Raw genomic sequence first — 16,929 nt, 5'->3', positions numbered from 1 at the left:
GAATGGTTGGAGGTTAGCTAATGGCACTCGTTTCTATGCGACAGTTACTTGATTACGCGGCAGAGCATCAATTTGCCATCCCCGCATTTAATGTCAGTAATATGGAGCAGGTACATGCCATTATGCAGGCCGCTAATGCCGTCGACAGTCCAGTAATAATGCAAGGCAGTGCCGGAGCACGTGATTACGCTGGTGAGCCCTTTCTACGGCATTTGATTCTGGCTGCGATTGAAGCCTATCCGCATATCCCCCTGGTCATGCATCAGGATCATGGTGCCAATCCGTCGATATGTGCGCGTTCCATTCAATCCGGTTTCAGCTCGGTGATGATGGACGGCTCCCTGCTGGAAGATATGAAAACTCCTTCAGATTTTGACTACAACGTAAACGTGACCAGTAAAGTCAGTGAAATGGCCCATGCATGTGGTGTTTCAGTCGAAGGTGAGCTTGGCTGTCTCGGATCACTGGAGACCGGCATGATGGGCGAGGAAGATGGTCACGGTGCTGAAGGTAAATTAGATCATAGTCAGTTGTTAACCGATCCCGATGAAGCTGTTGAGTTTGTCAGGCAAACCCAGGTAGATGCGTTGGCGGTTGCCATTGGTACCAGTCATGGTGCATATAAATTTACCCAACCACCCACCGGTGAAGTGCTTGCCATCAGTCATTTGAAGACCTTGCAACAACGTTTGCCCAATACCCATTTTGTGATGCATGGATCCAGTTCTGTGCCGCAGGACTGGCTGGAAATCATTAATACCCATGGTGGAAATATTGGCCAGACCTATGGTGTGCCAGTGGAAGAAATTGTTGAAGGAATTAAATACGGTGTGCGTAAGGTAAATATTGATACTGATTTACGGATGGCTTCAACCGGTTCTATCCGCCAGTTTTTGAACGATGAAAAAAATGCAGCGGTGTTTGACCCGCGTAAATTTTATAAAGAAGCGACCAAAGCGATGCAGGCAATCTGTCAGGCACGTTATGAAGCGTTTGGCAGTGCCGGCCATGCCAGTAAAATCAAACCCATTTCATTACATGACATGGTAGAGCGTTATCGTAGTGGAGAACTTACTCCTAAGTTTAATTAACGTTGATTTGCTAGTGGCTTTTGCAGCATTTTCTGGAAATTGCTGAAGCTGGAAAATCGTGTCTCCTGACATTCGCTGCCAGTCTTTGCCGTGATTCAGGTAAAATAACTCACTTGCTAATAACAGGGCATCTTTCGTGTTACAACTTTTTGCTATCGCTGTAGGTGGCGCAGTTGGCGCTATAATGCGTTTTGCTATGTCTAACGGCGTTTATAAATTATTCGGTCGTGACTTTCCCTATGGAACATTAGCAGTGAATGTCCTGGGTTCTTTGCTTATAGGGGTGCTGTTCATTCTGCTGATTGAAAAACTTGCCGTAGCGGCGGAATGGCGTGCTGGTTTGCTGGTCGGATTACTCGGTGCATTTACCACGTTTTCAACCTTTTCTCTGGAAACCTTTACCTTGATGGAAAATGGCGCTTTTATCAAAGCGGGATTAAATGTATTTTTAAGCGTTGTATTATGCCTTGCGGCCACCTGGTTGGGTATTAGTCTTGGAAGACAGCTATGAATCTGACATTGGTAAGAATTTATTTATCTGATGGTCGGCATGAAGTACGGCAGGTCATTAAGTGGCTTGAGCAGAATAAAATTCGCTTTACCGTATTTCGCGGCATCGCGGGTCTGGGGTCAGATGGGTTAGTGCATAAAGCTTCATTATTGGATCTTTCGTCGGATCTGCCGATGGTTATTGAACTTTTTGATAAACCGGAACAAATAAACGATATCATCACCACAATAAAAACACTGGTTGAGGCTGATCATATTGTCAGCTGGCCAGTTCAAAGCGGAATTTAACATGTTAGACCTCAAATTATTACGTACCGAACCGCAGGAAGTTGCAAAAGGTTTGGCTCGTCGTGGCTTTCAGCTTGACGTTGGATTGCTGGAAACCCTGGAAGCAGAACGCCGTCAGGCACAGCTTGATGCGCAGACATTGCAAACTGAGCGCAATGCTCGTTCCAAAATGATAGGTAAGGCAAAAGCTTCCGGTGAAGATATTGCGCCATTACTGGCCGAAATTGATGATTTAGGCGATCAGCATAAAGCTGCCGAGGCGAGATTAGCTAAAGTTCTGGAACAGCTTAATGAGCTGGCAATGGGAGTGCCGAATATCCCGCAGGCCGATGTACCTGCCGGTAAAGATGAAAACGACAATGTAGAAGTCTCTCGTTGGGGTACGCCGCGTCAATTTGATTTTGAACCGAAAGATCACGTGGATCTGGGCGCCGGTCTGCAGCAGATGGATTTTGAAACGGCGGCCAAAATTACGGGTGCGCGTTTTGTAACGTTAACCGGACAACTGGCCCGTCTGCAACGGGCATTAATCCAGTTGATGCTGGATACTCATATTACCGAGCATGACTATACTGAAACCTACGTGCCTTATCTGGTCAACGCTGATTCATTGCGTGGTACCGGACAATTGCCTAAGTTTGCCGAAGATTTGTTTGCCGTTGATGATGGCCAGCTCTATCTGATTCCAACCGCTGAAGTTCCAGTAACCAACATTGTGCGTGACAGTATTGTTGATGCTGCACAGTTGCCATTGAAGTTTGTCGCTCATACACCGTGTTTTCGCAGTGAAGCCGGATCGCATGGGCGTGACGTGCGTGGTCTGATTCGTCAGCATCAATTCGAAAAAGTCGAACTGGTACAAATTGTTGCGCCAGAAGCATCAGCTGAAGCGCATGAGCAACTGACCGGACAAGCTGAAAAAATCCTGCAAATGCTGGATTTACCCTACCGCAAGATGCTGCTTTGTACCGGTGATATGGGCTTTGCATCTACTAAAACCTATGATTTGGAAGTCTGGTTACCCAGCCAGAATACCTATCGTGAAATCTCATCCTGCAGTAACTTTGGTGATTTTCAGGCACGCCGCATGCAGGCGCGCTGGCGGAACCCTGAAACGGGAAAACCTGAACTGGTTCATACGCTTAATGGATCAGGGCTGGCTGTCGGCCGGACCTTATTGGCCATTTTGGAAAATCATCAACAGGCCGATGGTAGCGTTATTATCCCCGAGCCACTTCGTGCCTATATGGGCGGTGTAGATAAAATTCATGGGTGACGAGTTTAGTCTGATCCAGAAGATCATTATCTGGACATTACCGGTTTTATTTGCGATTACCGTACATGAAGTCGCACATGGTTGGGCTGCGTTAAAACTGGGTGATAAAACGGCCCAGATGATGGGGCGTCTGACACTCAATCCAATCAAGCATATTGATCCGCTGGGTACTATTCTGGTTCCGGGGTTATTGCTTATGTTTACCGGATTCATGTTTGGCTGGGCCAAACCGGTACCGGTGACTTTTCAGAATCTGCGCAATCCAAAAAAAGATATGGCCTGGGTGGCTTTGGCTGGACCCGGAGCTAATCTGGTAATGGGGTTTTTATGGGCTATGGTCGCCAAGCTAGGCTTGGTGTTGGCCATGAATGACGTACTGATTTCCGGACCGATGATTTACATGGGTGTGGCAGGTGTATTAGTGAATGGCATGTTGATGTTGCTAAACCTGTTACCTTTGCCTCCATTGGATGGCGGCAGAGTATTAGTCAGCATTTTGCCGCCTAAGTTAGCTTGGCGAGTAGAAAAAGTTGAACCTTACGGCTTTTTTATCTTGCTGGCATTACTCTATTTTGGCATCGTTATGATGATTTTATGGCCTTTGATGCAGGCTTATATGGGATTGCTGGCATTTATTTTTGATATGCCAATGCAAGTATTCTTTATTTTATAAAACACTGAATTGAGCAAGCTCATCAGGAGATTATTTTGGACACGGTAGCGTATCAGTCACGTCGTATTGTTTCAGGCATGCGCCCGACAGGGCAATTGCACTTGGGGCATTATCATGGTGTGCTGAAAAATTGGATTAAATTACAACACGAATTTGATTGCTTCTTTTTCGTTGCTGATTGGCATGCGTTGACGACTCACTATGAAGATAGTCGAGTGATTGAAGAAAGTGTCTGGGAAATGGTCGTTGATTGGCTGGCTGCCGGAATTGAGCCATCATCCGCTTCATTATTCCTGCAATCACGGGTGCCGGAGCATGCTGAGCTGCATTTGTTATTATCGATGATCACGCCTCTATCCTGGCTGGAACGTGTACCAACGTATAAAGATCAACAAGAAAAGCTTAAAGAAAAAGATTTATCGACCTATGGCTTTTTAGGTTATCCGCTGCTGCAAAGTGCTGATATTTTGATTTATCGAGCAGGTCAGGTACCGGTTGGTGAAGATCAAGTGGTGCATGTTGAGTTAACGCGTGAAATTGCCCGTCGCTTTAATCATATTTACGGACGTGAAGCGGATTTTGAAGAAAAAGCCGAAGCAGCTGTAAAGAAAATGGGTAAGAAAAACGCCAAGTTATATAATCATTTGCGTAAAGCCTATCAGGAGCAGGGTGATGCAGAAGCGTTGCAGACTGCTCGTGAACTCTTAAAAAATCAGCAAAGTCTGGCGCTTGGTGATATGGAGCGTTTATTTGGTTTTCTGGAAGGTGGCGGTAAAGTTATCCTGCCCGAACCAAAAGCACTGCTGACACCAGCTCCTAAAATGCCAGGACTGGATGGACAGAAAATGTCCAAATCCTATGGCAATACCATTTCATTGCGTGAATCGGATCAATCTGTCGCCGAAAAAATTAAGCGCATGCCAACTGATCCAAACCGAGTACGGCGCACCGATCCGGGTGAACCCGATAAATGTCCGGTTTGGCAATTACATGAAGTCTATTCAGATGAAGGTCAGAAAAAATGGGTTCAGGAAGGGTGCCGCTCGGCTGGAATCGGTTGCCTTGATTGTAAAGGTCCATTGATCGATTCGGTGATTGCCGAACTCAAACCTATCCGTGAACGGGCAGATGATTTCAGCAGACATCCAGAAGATGTACGACGTATTATTGATGATGGCAGTGCTGCAGCAAGAGAAGTGGCTCAGGAAACATTGAGCGAAGTTCGTGCAGCAATGGGGCTGGCTTATAAATAGTCTACAGGGCCAAGTTATCTTTAATAGCTACCTCTGTTATGACTGAAAACCAGCCAAACAAGGTGAGAGAAGAGAGGTTGTGAGATAATTCCAGGTATCTCACCCCTAGTGGTGCTTGCGCTCAAAAACGCTCTCGGCGTTTTGGTAGTGGCCCACAATAAACGATTAACATATTAGACCGGTGCGCACCTCCCTAGACGCGCGGTATATCGTCCATTCGTGGACGGAAGTGGCACATTTTCAGTCACAACCCATAGGGCTGGGACGAGATTTGTCTACATCTGCGTTAGAAATGACCTATGTAGAATGAGTACATTTCATCATTTCCGCCTTGTTATAAACAAATCTCGTTTCCAGCAGTGTTGGCGATGAATAATAAACTGGCCCAAGGAAAAACTATTATGGCTGAAAGAATACAAAAAGTACTGGCACGTGCCGGCTATGGCTCACGACGTTTGATTGAGAGCTGGATCAAGGATGGAAAATTACAGGTCAACGGTGTTCCAGCAACGCTGGGTGATCAGATTACTGAAAAGGATAGAGTCACACTTGAAGGGCGACCTTTATCATCCAAGCGCATCTGGCAACAAAGCATGCCGCAGGTTTTGCTGTATCACAAACCGGTAGGTGAAGTGTGTACTCGCAATGATCCGGAAGGCCGCAGAACCATATATCAATCTTTACCTGTGCCTGAAGAAGGTCGCTGGGTCAGTGTGGGACGACTGGATTTGAATACCAGTGGTTTGATCATCCTGACCACAGATGGTGAATTGGCTAATCAGTTAATGCATCCATCCAATGAAATGGATCGTGAGTATGCAGTGCGTGTCCTTGGGGAAGTCACTTCGGAGATGATGCAAACCTTACGTGATGGTGTTGAACTGGAAGATGGTAAAGCCCATTTTTCAGATATTCAGCCAGGTGGTGGTGAAGGTGCAAACAGCTGGTTTCATGTGGTTATTCAGGAAGGACGTAACCGTGAAGTCCGACGACTGTGGGAAAGCCAAGGCGTGCAGGTAAGCCGTTTGGTTCGTCTGCGTTACGGTCCGGTCATCATGCCAAATAAACTAAAGCCTGGCCGCTGGATGATGCTGGAAGGCAAAGAATTGGAATATTTATATGAAGAAGCGGGTTTAAAAACAAAAACAACTAAACGCGGTAGTGTGGAAAAAGTGGCGGCAGTCAAGGATGTGGAAGTAGAAAAAACGCCAAAATCCAAGTGGCCAGATAAACCGGCAAAAAAGGCTTCACCCAGATCAAGAAAAGCTGATGATCAACCGGCTAAACGAGGCCCACGGATTCGTGGACGTAATGACCGTTAAAATATCTCGCGGGAAGATATGACCTGATTGCGACCAGCAAATTTTGCCTGATATAACGCCTCATCTGCTTTAAGAAACAAGTTATCGGCTGATTCACCGACACACAAATCTGCCAGACCAATGCTGACTGAAATGGGAAACTTCTGCTCGGTATTGGTCTGGTTCAACTCATTAATCGCCATGCGTAATCTTTCTGCCGCCTGCAAAGCCGCTTCATGATTGCTATGGCTGAGTACAATCGCAAATTCTTCACCACCAATTCGAAACAGTGCATCACTGCGACGTAAACTGGACAATAGGGTATCCGCTACCCGGCATAACGTATCATCACCTACCTGATGCCCAAAACTGTCATTAATTTTCTTGAAGTAATCAATATCAAGCACCATCAGCGATAGCGGCAGTTTTAGTCGATGAGCCAGATCTATTTCACGTTCAATGGTGTTTTTATAAGCCTGACGGTTAGGAAGCTGCGTTAACATATCCGTTAAAGCAGCATCTAATGCCCGAGCGTATTGCAGACTGTTTCTCAGTGGGTATACAAGTTTGCACAATAAATCCTCTACCAGATTGATTTCGCTATCGGAAAAGCGATATGCACGACTGACAGTCAATTGACCAAGATATTCATGATCAATTTCAAGCTGATAGTTACATTTATGATGACGTTTGGCACCCAATCTGAACTCAAATTTATTATCTGGATGCGTAAACTGAAGACCACTGTGTGCGAGTAATGGTTTGATTTGCTCGTCAAACAATCTGAGGAGCTGTCTGGTATCCAGTGTAGTTTGCAGAATTAAGGGGAGTTTTGCCAACGCATCTTCGCGTTCCACTGAAACAGGAGTCGCTTGTACAACTGAAACGGTATTCTGTTCCAGGCGACGCAAATTTGTAGTGTCTGAAGGCAATGAATGAATCATGAGCACGCTCGTAAATAAGATAATTTACAATAACCATGCTAAATATATGCCATGGTTAAATTAATCAATAAATACAACGTGTTATAGAGTTACGCCAAAACTTTGACGGGCAATTCCATCTGCGCATTCACACATTGGCCATGTAAATGGCCGCTTTGGTCACTGGCGAGATAGAGATATGCCGGTATGACCGCGCTTGGTTCGGGGAGGTGTTGAGGATCTGCTGCTGGATAAACCCGTGCATGCAATTTAGTTTTTACTTGGCCAGGTTCAATGCAATTCACCCTGACTTTCGCGGCAGCTTCCATTTCTAGGGCTAACTGGTGGCAAAAACATTCAATAGCCGCTTTGCTCAATCCATAAGCACCACGATAGGCCTTATCATGCTGACTGTCAGTAGTGAAAATAATAAAACTTTGCTGTTCGGTGGTTTGTAACAAGGGAAGACAGGCATGCGTCAGTAAAAAGGCGGCCGTCAAATTAACTTGAAGTGTTTCTGCCCATTGTTTGATGTCCTGATTGGCGATTGGAGCCAATTGTCCTACATCTGCTGCGCAATGCACTAATCCATCTAGTCGACCAAAAGTCGCTTTTATGGTCTGTGCAAGTTGCTGGTAGTCATCCGCTGTCGCACCTTTAAAATCCACTGGAAATATTGCGGGCTCAATGCCGCTTTCCTGCACAATGACATCGTACAATTTTTCTAACTGAGCAATATTTTTGTCTAGCAGAATAATCGTCGCACCATGTCTTGCATAGGCCAAAGCGACCTCGCTACCGATGCCGCCAAGGGCACCGGTAACAAGCACTACTTTACCGCTGAGTATGGACTGCTCAGCTTGTGACAACATACAGGTCTTTATTCAGATTTGGGAACAATACGTCCGTAGGTAACTTTACCATCAAGCAATTGTGCAATGATGGTGGCGTCATCGTTATGCCACTCAAGCGTTTCCATATTCATTTGGTCTAATATTCTTTCCTGAGCAATATCTGGTTCACCGTAAGCTGAGATTAGTTCGTCTCTGGTCATTCCAGCTTGGATACCGTCTTGGCTACCTTCGGAGGTTGCTTCTGTTGCTTCAGGAGCAGATTCAACAGTTGCAGGAGATGATGTCTCTGTTTCGCTACTATCGGTAACAGCAGTATCGCTTTCATCACTGCAGGCGATCAGTGCCAGACTCAGAAAAAGACCGGTAAAAATTAAACGCATACGATTTAACATGACATCCCCTCTTTAGGTTTAATGAACTAATCTTCAAGTATAACAAGCAATCGCAAGGATATCGACATGTTGTTAGGAGAATTTTCCCGCTAAAATTTTTTCAGCGGCCCGATAGCCATTCATAACAGCACTCTCTAGTGTTGCTGGATAGGGATTTTCAGCGTAATCACCAGCGATCCAAAGGCCACCAATGGTTGTTTTACAGCTTGGTCTTTGGTTGTTTTCAACCACTCCGCAACAAAATGTAGCTCTTTTTTCACGAATAACATGTGCGGTGTGATAGTTAGCCGGTAATTCCGGTAAAAGCTCTGTTAATGCTAAAACGACTTGTTCAGTCAGTTGCTGTTTAGTCAGTGATTCATGTTCTCCAGGGCCGCTGATAACGACGGCAATTAATCCCGGAGACTGATCTGACCTGTCAAAGACCCATTGGGGTAAGGTATTGCTCAAACCGATAATTGGTTCCTTTAGCCGGAATTGCGGTGAATACTGCAGATAGACTGTACTTATTGGATATTCAGAAACTGGTGGAAGATTAAGCTGCTCACCTAAAAGTTTATAGAGAATACCGGGGGAGACGGCGACAATAATATTATCTGCAGCAATATATTCTTTGTTACCGGTAATAACCCCAGCCACTTTGCCTGCATCAATAATAATTTTTTCAATACGACTCTGTAACCTAACTTCCCCGCCATGCTCGGTTATGAAACGTCTCGAAGGTTCAGGCAGTACATCACCCAGCGGCTTTTTCGGGATCAACAAATCAGCCGATTTTCTTTTTGTGGTAAGACTATCCCTGAGAGTTGCAGCAAAAACACTGGCTGAAGCCTGTTCTATCGGTGTATTTAAAATCGCCAGACATAACGGGCCCCATAACTGTGTGATAAGTCTTGCCGATTGGCCTGTCTGGCGGCACCACTGCTCTACAGTAATATTGTTTGTAAAAGAAGGAACGTTAATTTGACGTGCTAATCGTAAAAAAAGCCGTAATTCTTGCCAACCGAGACTGGAATAAAGTCTAGGTAAAAGAGCAAGTTGCCAGGGTAAAAGGCGATGTGCAGATAAATGTAATGGGAGGTACTTCGAATCAAGGATGTTTAGATCCAAAGCTGTACGCTGAAAAACGCTGTTTTCTTCAATACCGACTCGTTGAAGCAGATCGAGCATGTTTTGGTATGCACCAATCATTAGATGCTGACCATTATCTATTTCGAGATCTTGCCATTTGACGGTGCGGGCCCGCCCGCCAAGTTGTTTTGCTGCTTCGAACAGAATGGGCTTCTGCCCAGCTTCGGCTAAACGGACAGTCGCTGCAAGTCCGCTCCATCCACCACCAATAATGAGGGTGGGCATATTAATTCTGGCTTTTGGCGAGCTTTTTTTCACGTCGGTAAGTGCACCAGGCCAGCCATAATTTGCGAATCGGGGTAAGTGAGACTCGCTGTTTCATTACTTGGAAATTATCAATGGCAATTTCCTGCAAAGTAGTGCGATAAATTTCGGCCATAATCAGTGCGGTGCATTGATGATACCGATCCTGCGGGGGCAGTAGCTGCATCGCTTCCTGATAAAACTGCTCGGCACGCTGCGTCTGAAATTCGAGTAACTTTGTCAGCGCTTCGGTTTGTTCTAAATCTAGAATACTTTGTTCGCTGACACCAAACTGTTGCATTTCCTCCATAGGCAGATAAATACGGCCGCGCTCAGCATCTTCACGAACATCACGGATAATATTGGTGAGTTGAAAAGCCAGGCCCAGTTTCTCAGCAAATTTCAGCGTACTTCGATCGGAAAAACCAAATATCTGTGCTGAAAGTAAACCCACAACACTGGCAACTCGATGACAATATAAGGCCAGATTTTTATAGGCTGGATAACGATGTTCAGTTAAGTCCATTTCCATGCCATCAATGATTTCGTGAAAATATTCTTCATGCAGATCAAAATCCTGCAGGGTCTCAGCGAGGGCTTTTCCAACGGGATGAGTGGCTTGTCCGAGAAAGGTATTTGCTACTTCCTGACGCCACCAGGCGAGAGTTTGTGCAGCAACTAACGGATCACTTATCTCATCAACCGCATCGTCAACTTCACGACAAAAAGCATACAGAGCCATAATGGCATTGCGCTTTTTTGTGGGTAAAAAAAGGAAACTATAATAGAAGCTTGAACCACTTTTCGCCGCTTTATCCCGGCAATATTGTTGCGGTGTCATTTTAATAGCCGCTCAACAATTTTGCCGTTGACCAGGTGGGTGTCGATGATTTCATCGATATCCGCTTTATCATGATATTGATACCAGACACCTTCCGGATAAATCACCATGATCGGACCTAATTTGCAGCGATTCAGGCAACCTGAATTATTCACCCGGACTTTTTTCAGTTTGAGTTCTTTAACCCGTTGCTTGGCGTAATCACGCAGTGACTGTGCGCCGTGTTCTTCACAATAATCGCTGCCATCATCGCGTTGATGAGTGCAAATGAACATATGATATTTATATATTTCAGCCATACCCGTTCAGCCTAACCAAGCTAAGTTCAATATACAAAATGAATATCTACTCATAGCCGTATTTAAAAGTGGCGGGAAACAGCAAAATCAGCCAATCCGATTAAGGCCGCTTTGTATTGTGAATCTGGAACGATACTGAGATTGGCCTTGGCCTGCTCGACTTCCTTGCGGGCTGCCGCGGCAGTGTAGTCAATGGCGCCAGTGCTGTGGATAATGTCAATAATGTCATTGATTTTATCGCGTTGGCCATGTTCAATTGCTTCACGAATGACCGCGGACTGTTCCCTGGAGCCATTTTGCATGGCATAAATCAGCGGTAAAGTCGGTTTGCCCTCAGCAAGATCATCACCAATATTTTTGCCAATAGTTTCACTGGAAGCGCTGTAATCGAGTAAGTCATCCACCAATTGGAAGGCACTACCAAGGTGCATCGCATACTGTGCTAATGCCGTTTCGATTTCCGCAGAGGCATTACTGATTAACGCACCTAACTGACCAGCCGCCTCAAACAGTTTGGCGGTTTTATGATGAATGACCTGCAGATAGCGTTCTTCAGTGGTGTCTGCATCATGCACATTAAGTAGCTGTAAGACTTCACCCTCGGCAATCACGTTGGTGGTATGTGACAGGATCTGCATCAAGCGCATCGAATCCAGTTCCACCATCATTTCAAATGCGCGGGTATAAAGAAAATCACCCACCAATACACTGGCTTCATTTCCCCATACGCTGTTGGCCGTTTCCTGGCCGCGGCGCATCGTTGAATTGTCGACCACATCATCATGCAGCAGGGTCGCGGTGTGAATAAATTCAATGATGGTGGCAAGATTAATATGCGCAGTTGCCTGATGATTGCAGGCACGGGCACTTAACAAAGCAATAGCCGGGCGCAAGCGTTTGCCGCCACTATTGATGATGTAATGTCCAAGCTGATTAATTAATACAACCTCAGATTGCAGCCGATGTTGTATCATGGCGTCAACTGAATCCATATCCTGCTGGATGAGTGCGTAAATGGATTGTATATCCACGGGGCGTTTGTCTGCCTGTTCTAGATGAATTAAACGCGTACTTTCTCACGGGTAACAGCGATTCGCAAATAATTCAATTTGCATTTGATCTGAATGTAGAAAGCGGTTAAAATTCTCGGTCTTTTGTTGGGTTACCCACAATAACATTTATTTTTTTGGAGAAAGCGATGTACGCTATTGTCGCGACTGGTGGTAAGCAGTACCGAGTTAAAGAGGGCGAAAAGCTCCGCGTTGAAAAATTGCCAGGTGAAGTGGGTGATACCATTGAACTGGGTGAAGTTTTATTGATCGGTGAAGGCGAAGACATTAAAGTTGGCGCACCCTTCTTAGACGGCGCAAAAGTCACAGCAACTGTGGCCTCAGTTGGTCGTGCGGACAAAGTCAAAATCATCAAATTCCGTCGTCGTAAGCACCATCGGAAACAGATGGGACATCGCCAATCTTATACAGAAATCGAAATCACTGGCATCACTGCCTAAGATTTGACAAATTTAAAGAGGATTTAACATGGCTCATAAGAAAGCTGGCGGTAGTACCCGCAACGGTCGCGATTCCGAGTCGAAACGCCTTGGTGTAAAACGCTTCGGTGGCGAAGCAGTATTAGGCGGCAACATTCTGGTTCGTCAACGTGGTACCCGTTACCACGCAGGTCGTAATGTTGGAATCGGTAGAGACCACACCTTATTCGCGACAGCCAACGGTAAAGTGTTATTCGAAACCAAAGGTGCAAACAACCGCACATTTGTAAGCGTTATCGCTGAATAAAGAATTTGTTAGCCCGTTGGGGCAAACAGCTGAAAGCCCCGCTGATGCGGGGTTTTTTGTTTGTGGCAATTATTAAAAAATTATCTGGTCGGCAGTATGAAATTTGTTGATGAAGCGAAAATAAAAATCAGCGCGGGTGCCGGCGGTAATGGTTGCCTGAGCTTTCGTCGTGAAAAATATATCCCCTTCGGTGGTCCGGATGGTGGTGATGGTGGCGACGGTGGCGATGTGTATCTGCTGGCAGATACGCAAGTAAACACTCTTATCGATTTCCGCTATAAACGTAACTTTAAAGCCCAGCGTGGCGAACATGGCCGCGGCAAACTTTGCAGCGGTGCCCGTGGCGAAGATTTGGTTATTAAAGTACCCGTAGGTACCGAAGCCTGGGATGAAGACACCAATGAACTGATTGGTGACTTAGCCAAACATGGCGATAAGCTTATGGTGGCAAAAGGTGGCTGGCACGGCCTGGGAAATGCCCGCTACAAATCCAGTATCAATCGTGCGCCACGCCAAACCTCAGACGGAACCCCAGGCGAAGAGCGTACCTTACGCCTTGAAATGAAATTATTAGCCGATGTTGGGCTATTGGGTTTACCGAATGCCGGAAAATCCACCTTTATCAGTCAGGTTTCTGCCGCCCAACCCAAAGTAGCCGATTATCCTTTTACGACGTTGCATCCAAATCTAGGTGTGGTGACACTCAGAGATGTACGCAGCTTTGTTATTGCCGATATTCCCGGCCTGGTTGAAGGTGCAGCTGAAGGTGCCGGTTTGGGTATTCAGTTCCTTAAGCATTTAACCCGCACTCGATTGCTATTACATCTGGTTGATATGGCACCAGTTGATGTGAAACAGGATCCGGTAGAAAGCGTTAAAATTATTAACCGTGAATTACTCCATTACAGCGATGCCCTCGGCAAGCAGCCGCAATGGCTGATTCTGAATAAAATGGATTTGGTCCCGGATGATATCCGTGACGAACTCACACAGGAAGTGTTGACCCGTCTTGATTGGCAAGGACCTGTCTACAAAATCAGTGGACAGACTGGTGAAGGTTGCGCGCAGTTGTGTGAAGATATCATGCAATACTTGGATGATTTACGTCAGAGTGAGCAGCCTCCCGCTAAACCTATCGAGGAATAACTGTGGAAAATCCGCATCAGCAACTTTTATCAACCAAACGTTGGGTGATTAAAATTGGTAGTGCTTTATTAACCAAGCCCGGAGAAGGCCTGGATGTGGATCGTATTCGCTGGCTGAGTGGCGAAATTGCCGAGTTGAGAAGTCAGGGTAAAGAGATCGTTCTGGTCACCTCAGGCTCAGTTGCCGCGGGTATGCAAAGACTGGGCTGGCGAAAACGTCCACATGCTTTGCATCAGTTACAAGCTGCAGCCAGTGTGGGACAGATGGGGCTTATCCATGCTTATGCCACGGCATGTGAACAACACGGCATTCACACCGCACAAATTCTACTGACCCACTCTGATCTAGCGGATCGTGGCCGCCATTTGAATGCGCGTAGTGCATTGCATACTTTGCTTGAGATGGGCATTCTGCCGGTCGTTAACGAAAACGATACCATTGCCACTGACGAAATCCGATTTGGAGATAATGACACTCTGGCAGCCATGACCGCTAATCTGGTTGAAGCCGATGTTTTGGTTATCCTGACCGATCAGGATGGCTTGTTTGATAGTGATCCACGATTAAACCCCAATGCCAGAATGCTGGCAGCTTCTGCGGCCAATAATCCAAATCTGGATGGTATGGCCGGTGACAGTAAAGGCGAATTAGGCCGTGGTGGTATGGCAACCAAATTAGCGGCGGCCAGACGCGCGGCAAGATCCGGCGCGACTACGGTGATTCTATCTGGCAAACATCCACTGAATTTACGTCATCTGGCGGCAGGTCAGGGCGTGGGCACATTACTATGGCCCGACATTAAACCGATTAAAGCTCGTCAGCAGTGGCTTGCCGGACATTTGGTTCCTAAAGGTCGTCTGATGCTTGATGATGGAGCTGTCGCGGTAATAAAACAGCAAGGTCGAAGTATTTTACCGGTAGGTGTGCGTCAGGTAGATGGACAGTTTACCCGCGGTGAACTGGTTTTATGCACAGATCTGCAGGGGCGGGAAGTGGCTCGCGGCCTGGTGAATTACAGCGCTGATGAGGCCGTAAGGATTATGGGGCAGCCTAGTCAGGCGATTCAAAGCTTATTAGGATACGTTGATGAACCGGAATTAATTCATCGGGATAATCTGGTCGTCACGGGATAAATGACAGACATAAAAAAACCGGCGCGAGCCGGTTTTTTTTAGCTGATTCTATAGAACAGTCAATTACATTGCGCGGACAGCGTTGTTTAAACGGCTTTTGCCACGTGCAGCAGTATTTTTATGAATCAGGCCTTTACGAGCCATGCGATCCAGAACTGGAACTGCAGCTTGAAATGCAGCAACGGCTTGTTCTTTATCACCAACAGCAATCGCTTTTCTGAGTGCTTTTACTTTAGTACGCATCGCTGAACGCTGACTAGCGTTCAATTGACGGTGAGTTTCCGCCTGACGGGCGCGTTTTTTTGCTTGTGCTGAGTTTGCCAAAGTGTTTCTCCTAAGAATCAGCTATTTGTATATGAACCGGGCATTATCCTGATTTTGCTTCCATTTGTAAATGGTATGATGCTGTCTTTTTTCAAGCACGAGTGAATGATGCGAATTATATCAGCGAATTTGAACGGGATCCGAGCCGCTGCGCGAAAAGGATTTTTTGACTGGTTAAAAAAACAAGATGCCGATGTGGTGTGTATTCAGGAAACAAAAGCGCAAGTACATCAGCTGGAAGACAAGATTTTCACTCCTGAAGGCTACCACTGCTATTACCACGACGCGGTCAAAAAAGGTTACAGCGGCGTAGCAATCTACAGCCGTCTTCAGCCGGATGAAGTTATTACCGGTATGGGCAATGCCGAGTTCGATATAGAAGGTCGCTATATCGAAGCCAGATTTGGCAAGCTCAGCGTGATTTCCCTCTATCTGCCATCAGGAACATCTGGTGATGAACGCCAACAGGTTAAGTATCGCTGCATGGAGTTTTTCGAAAATAAAATGCAGGAAATGAAAGAATCCGGTCGTGATTACATTATTTGCGGCGACTGGAATATTGCCCATAAAAATGAAGATATCCGTAACTGGAAAGGCAACCAGAAAAACTCCGGCTTTTTACCGGAAGAACGCGCCTGGCTGGACAAGTTGTTTTATGAGATGAATTTTGTCGATGCTTTCCGTGAGTTACCACAAGCAGAGCATGAGTACACCTGGTGGTCGAATCGTGGACAGGCCTGGGCCAATAACACCGGATGGCGCATTGATTACCATATTATGAGCCCGAGCCTCAAAGGTAAAGTCAAAGCCACCGATATTTATCGGGATGAACGTTTCTCTGATCATGCGCCGTTGACCATTGATTACGATTACAAACTTAATGATTAATGAACTTTCAGTGTTTGTTTCTCTCTGATTAGCATCTATCTCAGAGAAACAAACCATGTTTTCATTATTCAAGTCGGACCCCGTCAAAAAATTAAAAAAGCAGCTTGCTCAAAAACAGGAGCAAGCCATGCTCGCACAGCGCAGTGGTGATATACGGAAATTTGCTACGCTTACCGAGGAGTCTCAAGTATTGGCAGATGAAATCAAGCGGCTTGAATCCTAATTGAGGGTAGGTTGGGTTGTGGTACGAAACCCAACAATCGGATTGAGATTTTCAACCTTGTCGTTGCCGCTGGGCGTTCATTTATTTTGCTTGCCCACAAATTCATCGGGAATGAATTTGGATGCCGGATGCACCCGAAGGGTGAGCGGCAGGGATGTCGCGAATCAAAATAAACGAACCAAACAAAAAGACAGTTTAGGATTCACATACATCGGTAACAGGTTAATTCAACTACATGGGTTATCCCCGATCGCTCAATAACTTGTATTGTGACTTTCAACTTAGCAATTTCGGACTAAAGCCCGAGTTCATTTCTTTTGTTTGCCCAAAAGAAACGAACCAAA

At 45.9% G+C, this 16,929-nt stretch carries 21 protein-coding genes; 13 read left to right on the top strand and 8 right to left on the bottom strand.

Annotated elements, in window-relative coordinates:
• The first annotated feature begins 20 nt into the window (after window positions 1–20).
• From fba to rluB, 7 genes are all read left to right on the top strand, one after another.
• On the top strand, window positions 21–1,091 hold the full coding sequence (gene fba, locus B4F66_RS04785; RefSeq protein WP_292354574.1) for a class II fructose-bisphosphate aldolase: 1,071 nt from the start codon (window positions 21–23) through the stop codon (window positions 1,089–1,091).
• A 136-nt stretch (window positions 1,092–1,227) separates the two neighbouring features.
• Entirely contained in the window at window positions 1,228–1,602 is a 375-nt protein-coding gene (gene crcB, locus B4F66_RS04780; protein WP_292354576.1) for a fluoride efflux transporter CrcB, read from the top strand.
• Window positions 1,599–1,889, top strand: a complete 291-nt coding sequence (locus B4F66_RS04775; RefSeq protein WP_292354578.1) for a putative PII-like signaling protein — start codon at window positions 1,599–1,601, stop codon at window positions 1,887–1,889. Before crcB ends, B4F66_RS04775 begins: the two co-directional genes overlap by 4 nt.
• Window position 1,890: 1 nt before the next feature.
• A complete protein-coding gene (gene serS, locus B4F66_RS04770) occupies window positions 1,891–3,165 on the top strand; it encodes a serine--tRNA ligase (protein WP_292354580.1) in 1,275 nt (424 codons plus the stop codon).
• A complete protein-coding gene (locus B4F66_RS04765) occupies window positions 3,158–3,838 on the top strand; it encodes a site-2 protease family protein (protein WP_292354582.1) in 681 nt (226 codons plus the stop codon). Before serS ends, B4F66_RS04765 begins: the two co-directional genes overlap by 8 nt.
• Before the next feature lie 35 nt (window positions 3,839–3,873).
• Window positions 3,874–5,091: a tryptophan--tRNA ligase gene (locus B4F66_RS04760; protein ID WP_292354584.1), complete on the top strand. Its 1,218-nt coding sequence runs from the start codon at window positions 3,874–3,876 to the stop codon at window positions 5,089–5,091.
• Window positions 5,092–5,492: 401 nt separating this feature from the next.
• Complete coding sequence (gene rluB / locus B4F66_RS04755) at window positions 5,493–6,413, top strand: 23S rRNA pseudouridine(2605) synthase RluB (RefSeq protein WP_292354585.1); 921 nt, start codon at window positions 5,493–5,495, stop codon at window positions 6,411–6,413.
• On the opposite strand, the gene B4F66_RS04750 is transcribed toward rluB, so the two are convergent.
• The 7 genes from B4F66_RS04750 to ispB form a co-directional block, all read right to left on the bottom strand.
• Window positions 6,410–7,336 carry a GGDEF domain-containing protein gene (locus B4F66_RS04750; RefSeq protein WP_292354587.1) on the bottom strand — a complete coding sequence of 309 codons (927 nt, stop codon included), beginning with the start codon at window positions 7,334–7,336 and terminating at the stop codon, window positions 6,410–6,412. The genes rluB and B4F66_RS04750 overlap by 4 nt on opposite strands.
• Window positions 7,337–7,425: 89 nt before the next feature.
• Window positions 7,426–8,187, bottom strand: a complete 762-nt coding sequence (locus tag B4F66_RS04745; RefSeq protein WP_292354589.1) for an SDR family NAD(P)-dependent oxidoreductase — start codon at window positions 8,185–8,187, stop codon at window positions 7,426–7,428.
• An 8-nt stretch (window positions 8,188–8,195) separates the two neighbouring features.
• Entirely contained in the window at window positions 8,196–8,561 is a 366-nt protein-coding gene (locus B4F66_RS04740; protein WP_292354591.1) for a hypothetical protein, read from the bottom strand.
• Window positions 8,562–8,633: 72 nt separating this feature from the next.
• A complete protein-coding gene (gene hpnE, locus B4F66_RS04735; RefSeq protein WP_292354593.1) occupies window positions 8,634–9,917 on the bottom strand; it encodes a hydroxysqualene dehydroxylase HpnE in 1,284 nt (427 codons plus the stop codon).
• 1 nt (window position 9,918) lies between these two features.
• Window positions 9,919–10,776 carry a presqualene diphosphate synthase HpnD gene (gene hpnD, locus B4F66_RS04730; protein WP_292354595.1) on the bottom strand — a complete coding sequence of 286 codons (858 nt, stop codon included), beginning with the start codon at window positions 10,774–10,776 and terminating at the stop codon, window positions 9,919–9,921.
• Window positions 10,773–11,075: a (2Fe-2S) ferredoxin domain-containing protein gene (locus B4F66_RS04725; RefSeq protein ID WP_292354597.1), complete on the bottom strand. Its 303-nt coding sequence runs from the start codon at window positions 11,073–11,075 to the stop codon at window positions 10,773–10,775. The genes hpnD and B4F66_RS04725 overlap by 4 nt, the downstream gene beginning before the upstream one ends.
• Before the next feature lie 62 nt (window positions 11,076–11,137).
• Window positions 11,138–12,106 (bottom strand): octaprenyl diphosphate synthase, encoded by a 969-nt coding sequence (ispB, locus tag B4F66_RS04720; protein WP_292354599.1) that lies wholly within the window; start codon window positions 12,104–12,106, stop codon window positions 11,138–11,140.
• A 167-nt stretch (window positions 12,107–12,273) separates the two neighbouring features.
• Here ispB and rplU point away from each other — a divergent pair, with 167 nt between their 5' ends.
• The 4 genes from rplU to proB all read left to right on the top strand — a co-directional run bounded on the left by rplU (window position 12,274) and on the right by proB (window position 15,150).
• Window positions 12,274–12,585: a 50S ribosomal protein L21 gene (rplU, locus tag B4F66_RS04715; protein WP_069295453.1), complete on the top strand. Its 312-nt coding sequence runs from the start codon at window positions 12,274–12,276 to the stop codon at window positions 12,583–12,585.
• A 28-nt stretch (window positions 12,586–12,613) separates the two neighbouring features.
• Window positions 12,614–12,871 (top strand): 50S ribosomal protein L27, encoded by a 258-nt coding sequence (rpmA, locus tag B4F66_RS04710; RefSeq protein ID WP_292354602.1) that lies wholly within the window; start codon window positions 12,614–12,616, stop codon window positions 12,869–12,871.
• Window positions 12,872–12,967: 96 nt separating this feature from the next.
• On the top strand, window positions 12,968–14,017 hold the full coding sequence (gene cgtA, locus B4F66_RS04705; RefSeq protein WP_292354604.1) for an Obg family GTPase CgtA: 1,050 nt from the start codon (window positions 12,968–12,970) through the stop codon (window positions 14,015–14,017).
• 2 nt (window positions 14,018–14,019) lie between these two features.
• On the top strand, window positions 14,020–15,150 hold the full coding sequence (proB, locus tag B4F66_RS04700; protein ID WP_292354606.1) for a glutamate 5-kinase: 1,131 nt from the start codon (window positions 14,020–14,022) through the stop codon (window positions 15,148–15,150).
• Between the two features lie 63 nt (window positions 15,151–15,213).
• Here the strand turns inward: proB and rpsT are convergent, their stop codons facing one another.
• The gene (rpsT, locus tag B4F66_RS04695) at window positions 15,214–15,474 is read right to left on the bottom strand and encodes a 30S ribosomal protein S20 (protein WP_292354608.1); all 261 of its coding nucleotides are present in this window, start codon (window positions 15,472–15,474) and stop codon (window positions 15,214–15,216) included.
• 108 nt (window positions 15,475–15,582) lie between these two features.
• On the opposite strand from rpsT, the gene B4F66_RS04690 reads away from it, so the two are divergent.
• Both B4F66_RS04690 and B4F66_RS04685 read left to right on the top strand, forming a co-directional pair.
• Window positions 15,583–16,362 carry an exodeoxyribonuclease III gene (locus tag B4F66_RS04690; RefSeq protein ID WP_292354609.1) on the top strand — a complete coding sequence of 260 codons (780 nt, stop codon included), beginning with the start codon at window positions 15,583–15,585 and terminating at the stop codon, window positions 16,360–16,362.
• 55 nt (window positions 16,363–16,417) lie between these two features.
• Window positions 16,418–16,585: a DUF6435 family protein gene (locus B4F66_RS04685; RefSeq protein WP_292354611.1), complete on the top strand. Its 168-nt coding sequence runs from the start codon at window positions 16,418–16,420 to the stop codon at window positions 16,583–16,585.
• The last annotated feature ends 344 nt before the right edge of the window (window positions 16,586–16,929 follow it).

This window comes from Methylophaga sp. UBA3603, from assembly GCF_002375335.1.
Taxonomy (GTDB): Bacteria; Pseudomonadota; Gammaproteobacteria; order Nitrosococcales; family Methylophagaceae; genus Methylophaga.
This window is presented reverse-complemented; position numbering and strand designations above follow the sequence as displayed.

Excerpts from the sequence above, each read along its gene's own strand:
- fba (WP_292354574.1), top strand. The coding sequence starts at position 21 with ATGGCACTCGTTTCTATGCGACAGTTACTTGATTACGCGGCAGAGCAT.
- B4F66_RS04775 (WP_292354578.1), top strand. The coding sequence starts at position 1,599 with ATGAATCTGACATTGGTAAGAATTTATTTATCTGATGGTCGGCATGAA.
- serS (WP_292354580.1), top strand. The coding sequence starts at position 1,891 with ATGTTAGACCTCAAATTATTACGTACCGAACCGCAGGAAGTTGCAAAA.
- B4F66_RS04765 (WP_292354582.1), top strand. The coding sequence starts at position 3,158 with ATGGGTGACGAGTTTAGTCTGATCCAGAAGATCATTATCTGGACATTA.
- rluB (WP_292354585.1), top strand. The coding sequence starts at position 5,493 with ATGGCTGAAAGAATACAAAAAGTACTGGCACGTGCCGGCTATGGCTCA.
- B4F66_RS04750 (WP_292354587.1), bottom strand. The coding sequence starts at position 7,336 with ATGATTCATTCATTGCCTTCAGACACTACAAATTTGCGTCGCCTGGAA.
- B4F66_RS04745 (WP_292354589.1), bottom strand. The coding sequence starts at position 8,187 with ATGTTGTCACAAGCTGAGCAGTCCATACTCAGCGGTAAAGTAGTGCTT.
- B4F66_RS04740 (WP_292354591.1), bottom strand. The coding sequence starts at position 8,561 with ATGTTAAATCGTATGCGTTTAATTTTTACCGGTCTTTTTCTGAGTCTG.
- hpnE (WP_292354593.1), bottom strand. The coding sequence starts at position 9,917 with ATGCCCACCCTCATTATTGGTGGTGGATGGAGCGGACTTGCAGCGACT.
- hpnD (WP_292354595.1), bottom strand. The coding sequence starts at position 10,776 with ATGACACCGCAACAATATTGCCGGGATAAAGCGGCGAAAAGTGGTTCA.
- B4F66_RS04725 (WP_292354597.1), bottom strand. The coding sequence starts at position 11,075 with ATGGCTGAAATATATAAATATCATATGTTCATTTGCACTCATCAACGC.
- rplU (WP_069295453.1), top strand. The coding sequence starts at position 12,274 with ATGTACGCTATTGTCGCGACTGGTGGTAAGCAGTACCGAGTTAAAGAG.
- rpmA (WP_292354602.1), top strand. The coding sequence starts at position 12,614 with ATGGCTCATAAGAAAGCTGGCGGTAGTACCCGCAACGGTCGCGATTCC.
- cgtA (WP_292354604.1), top strand. The coding sequence starts at position 12,968 with ATGAAATTTGTTGATGAAGCGAAAATAAAAATCAGCGCGGGTGCCGGC.
- B4F66_RS04690 (WP_292354609.1), top strand. The coding sequence starts at position 15,583 with ATGCGAATTATATCAGCGAATTTGAACGGGATCCGAGCCGCTGCGCGA.
- B4F66_RS04685 (WP_292354611.1), top strand. The coding sequence starts at position 16,418 with ATGTTTTCATTATTCAAGTCGGACCCCGTCAAAAAATTAAAAAAGCAG.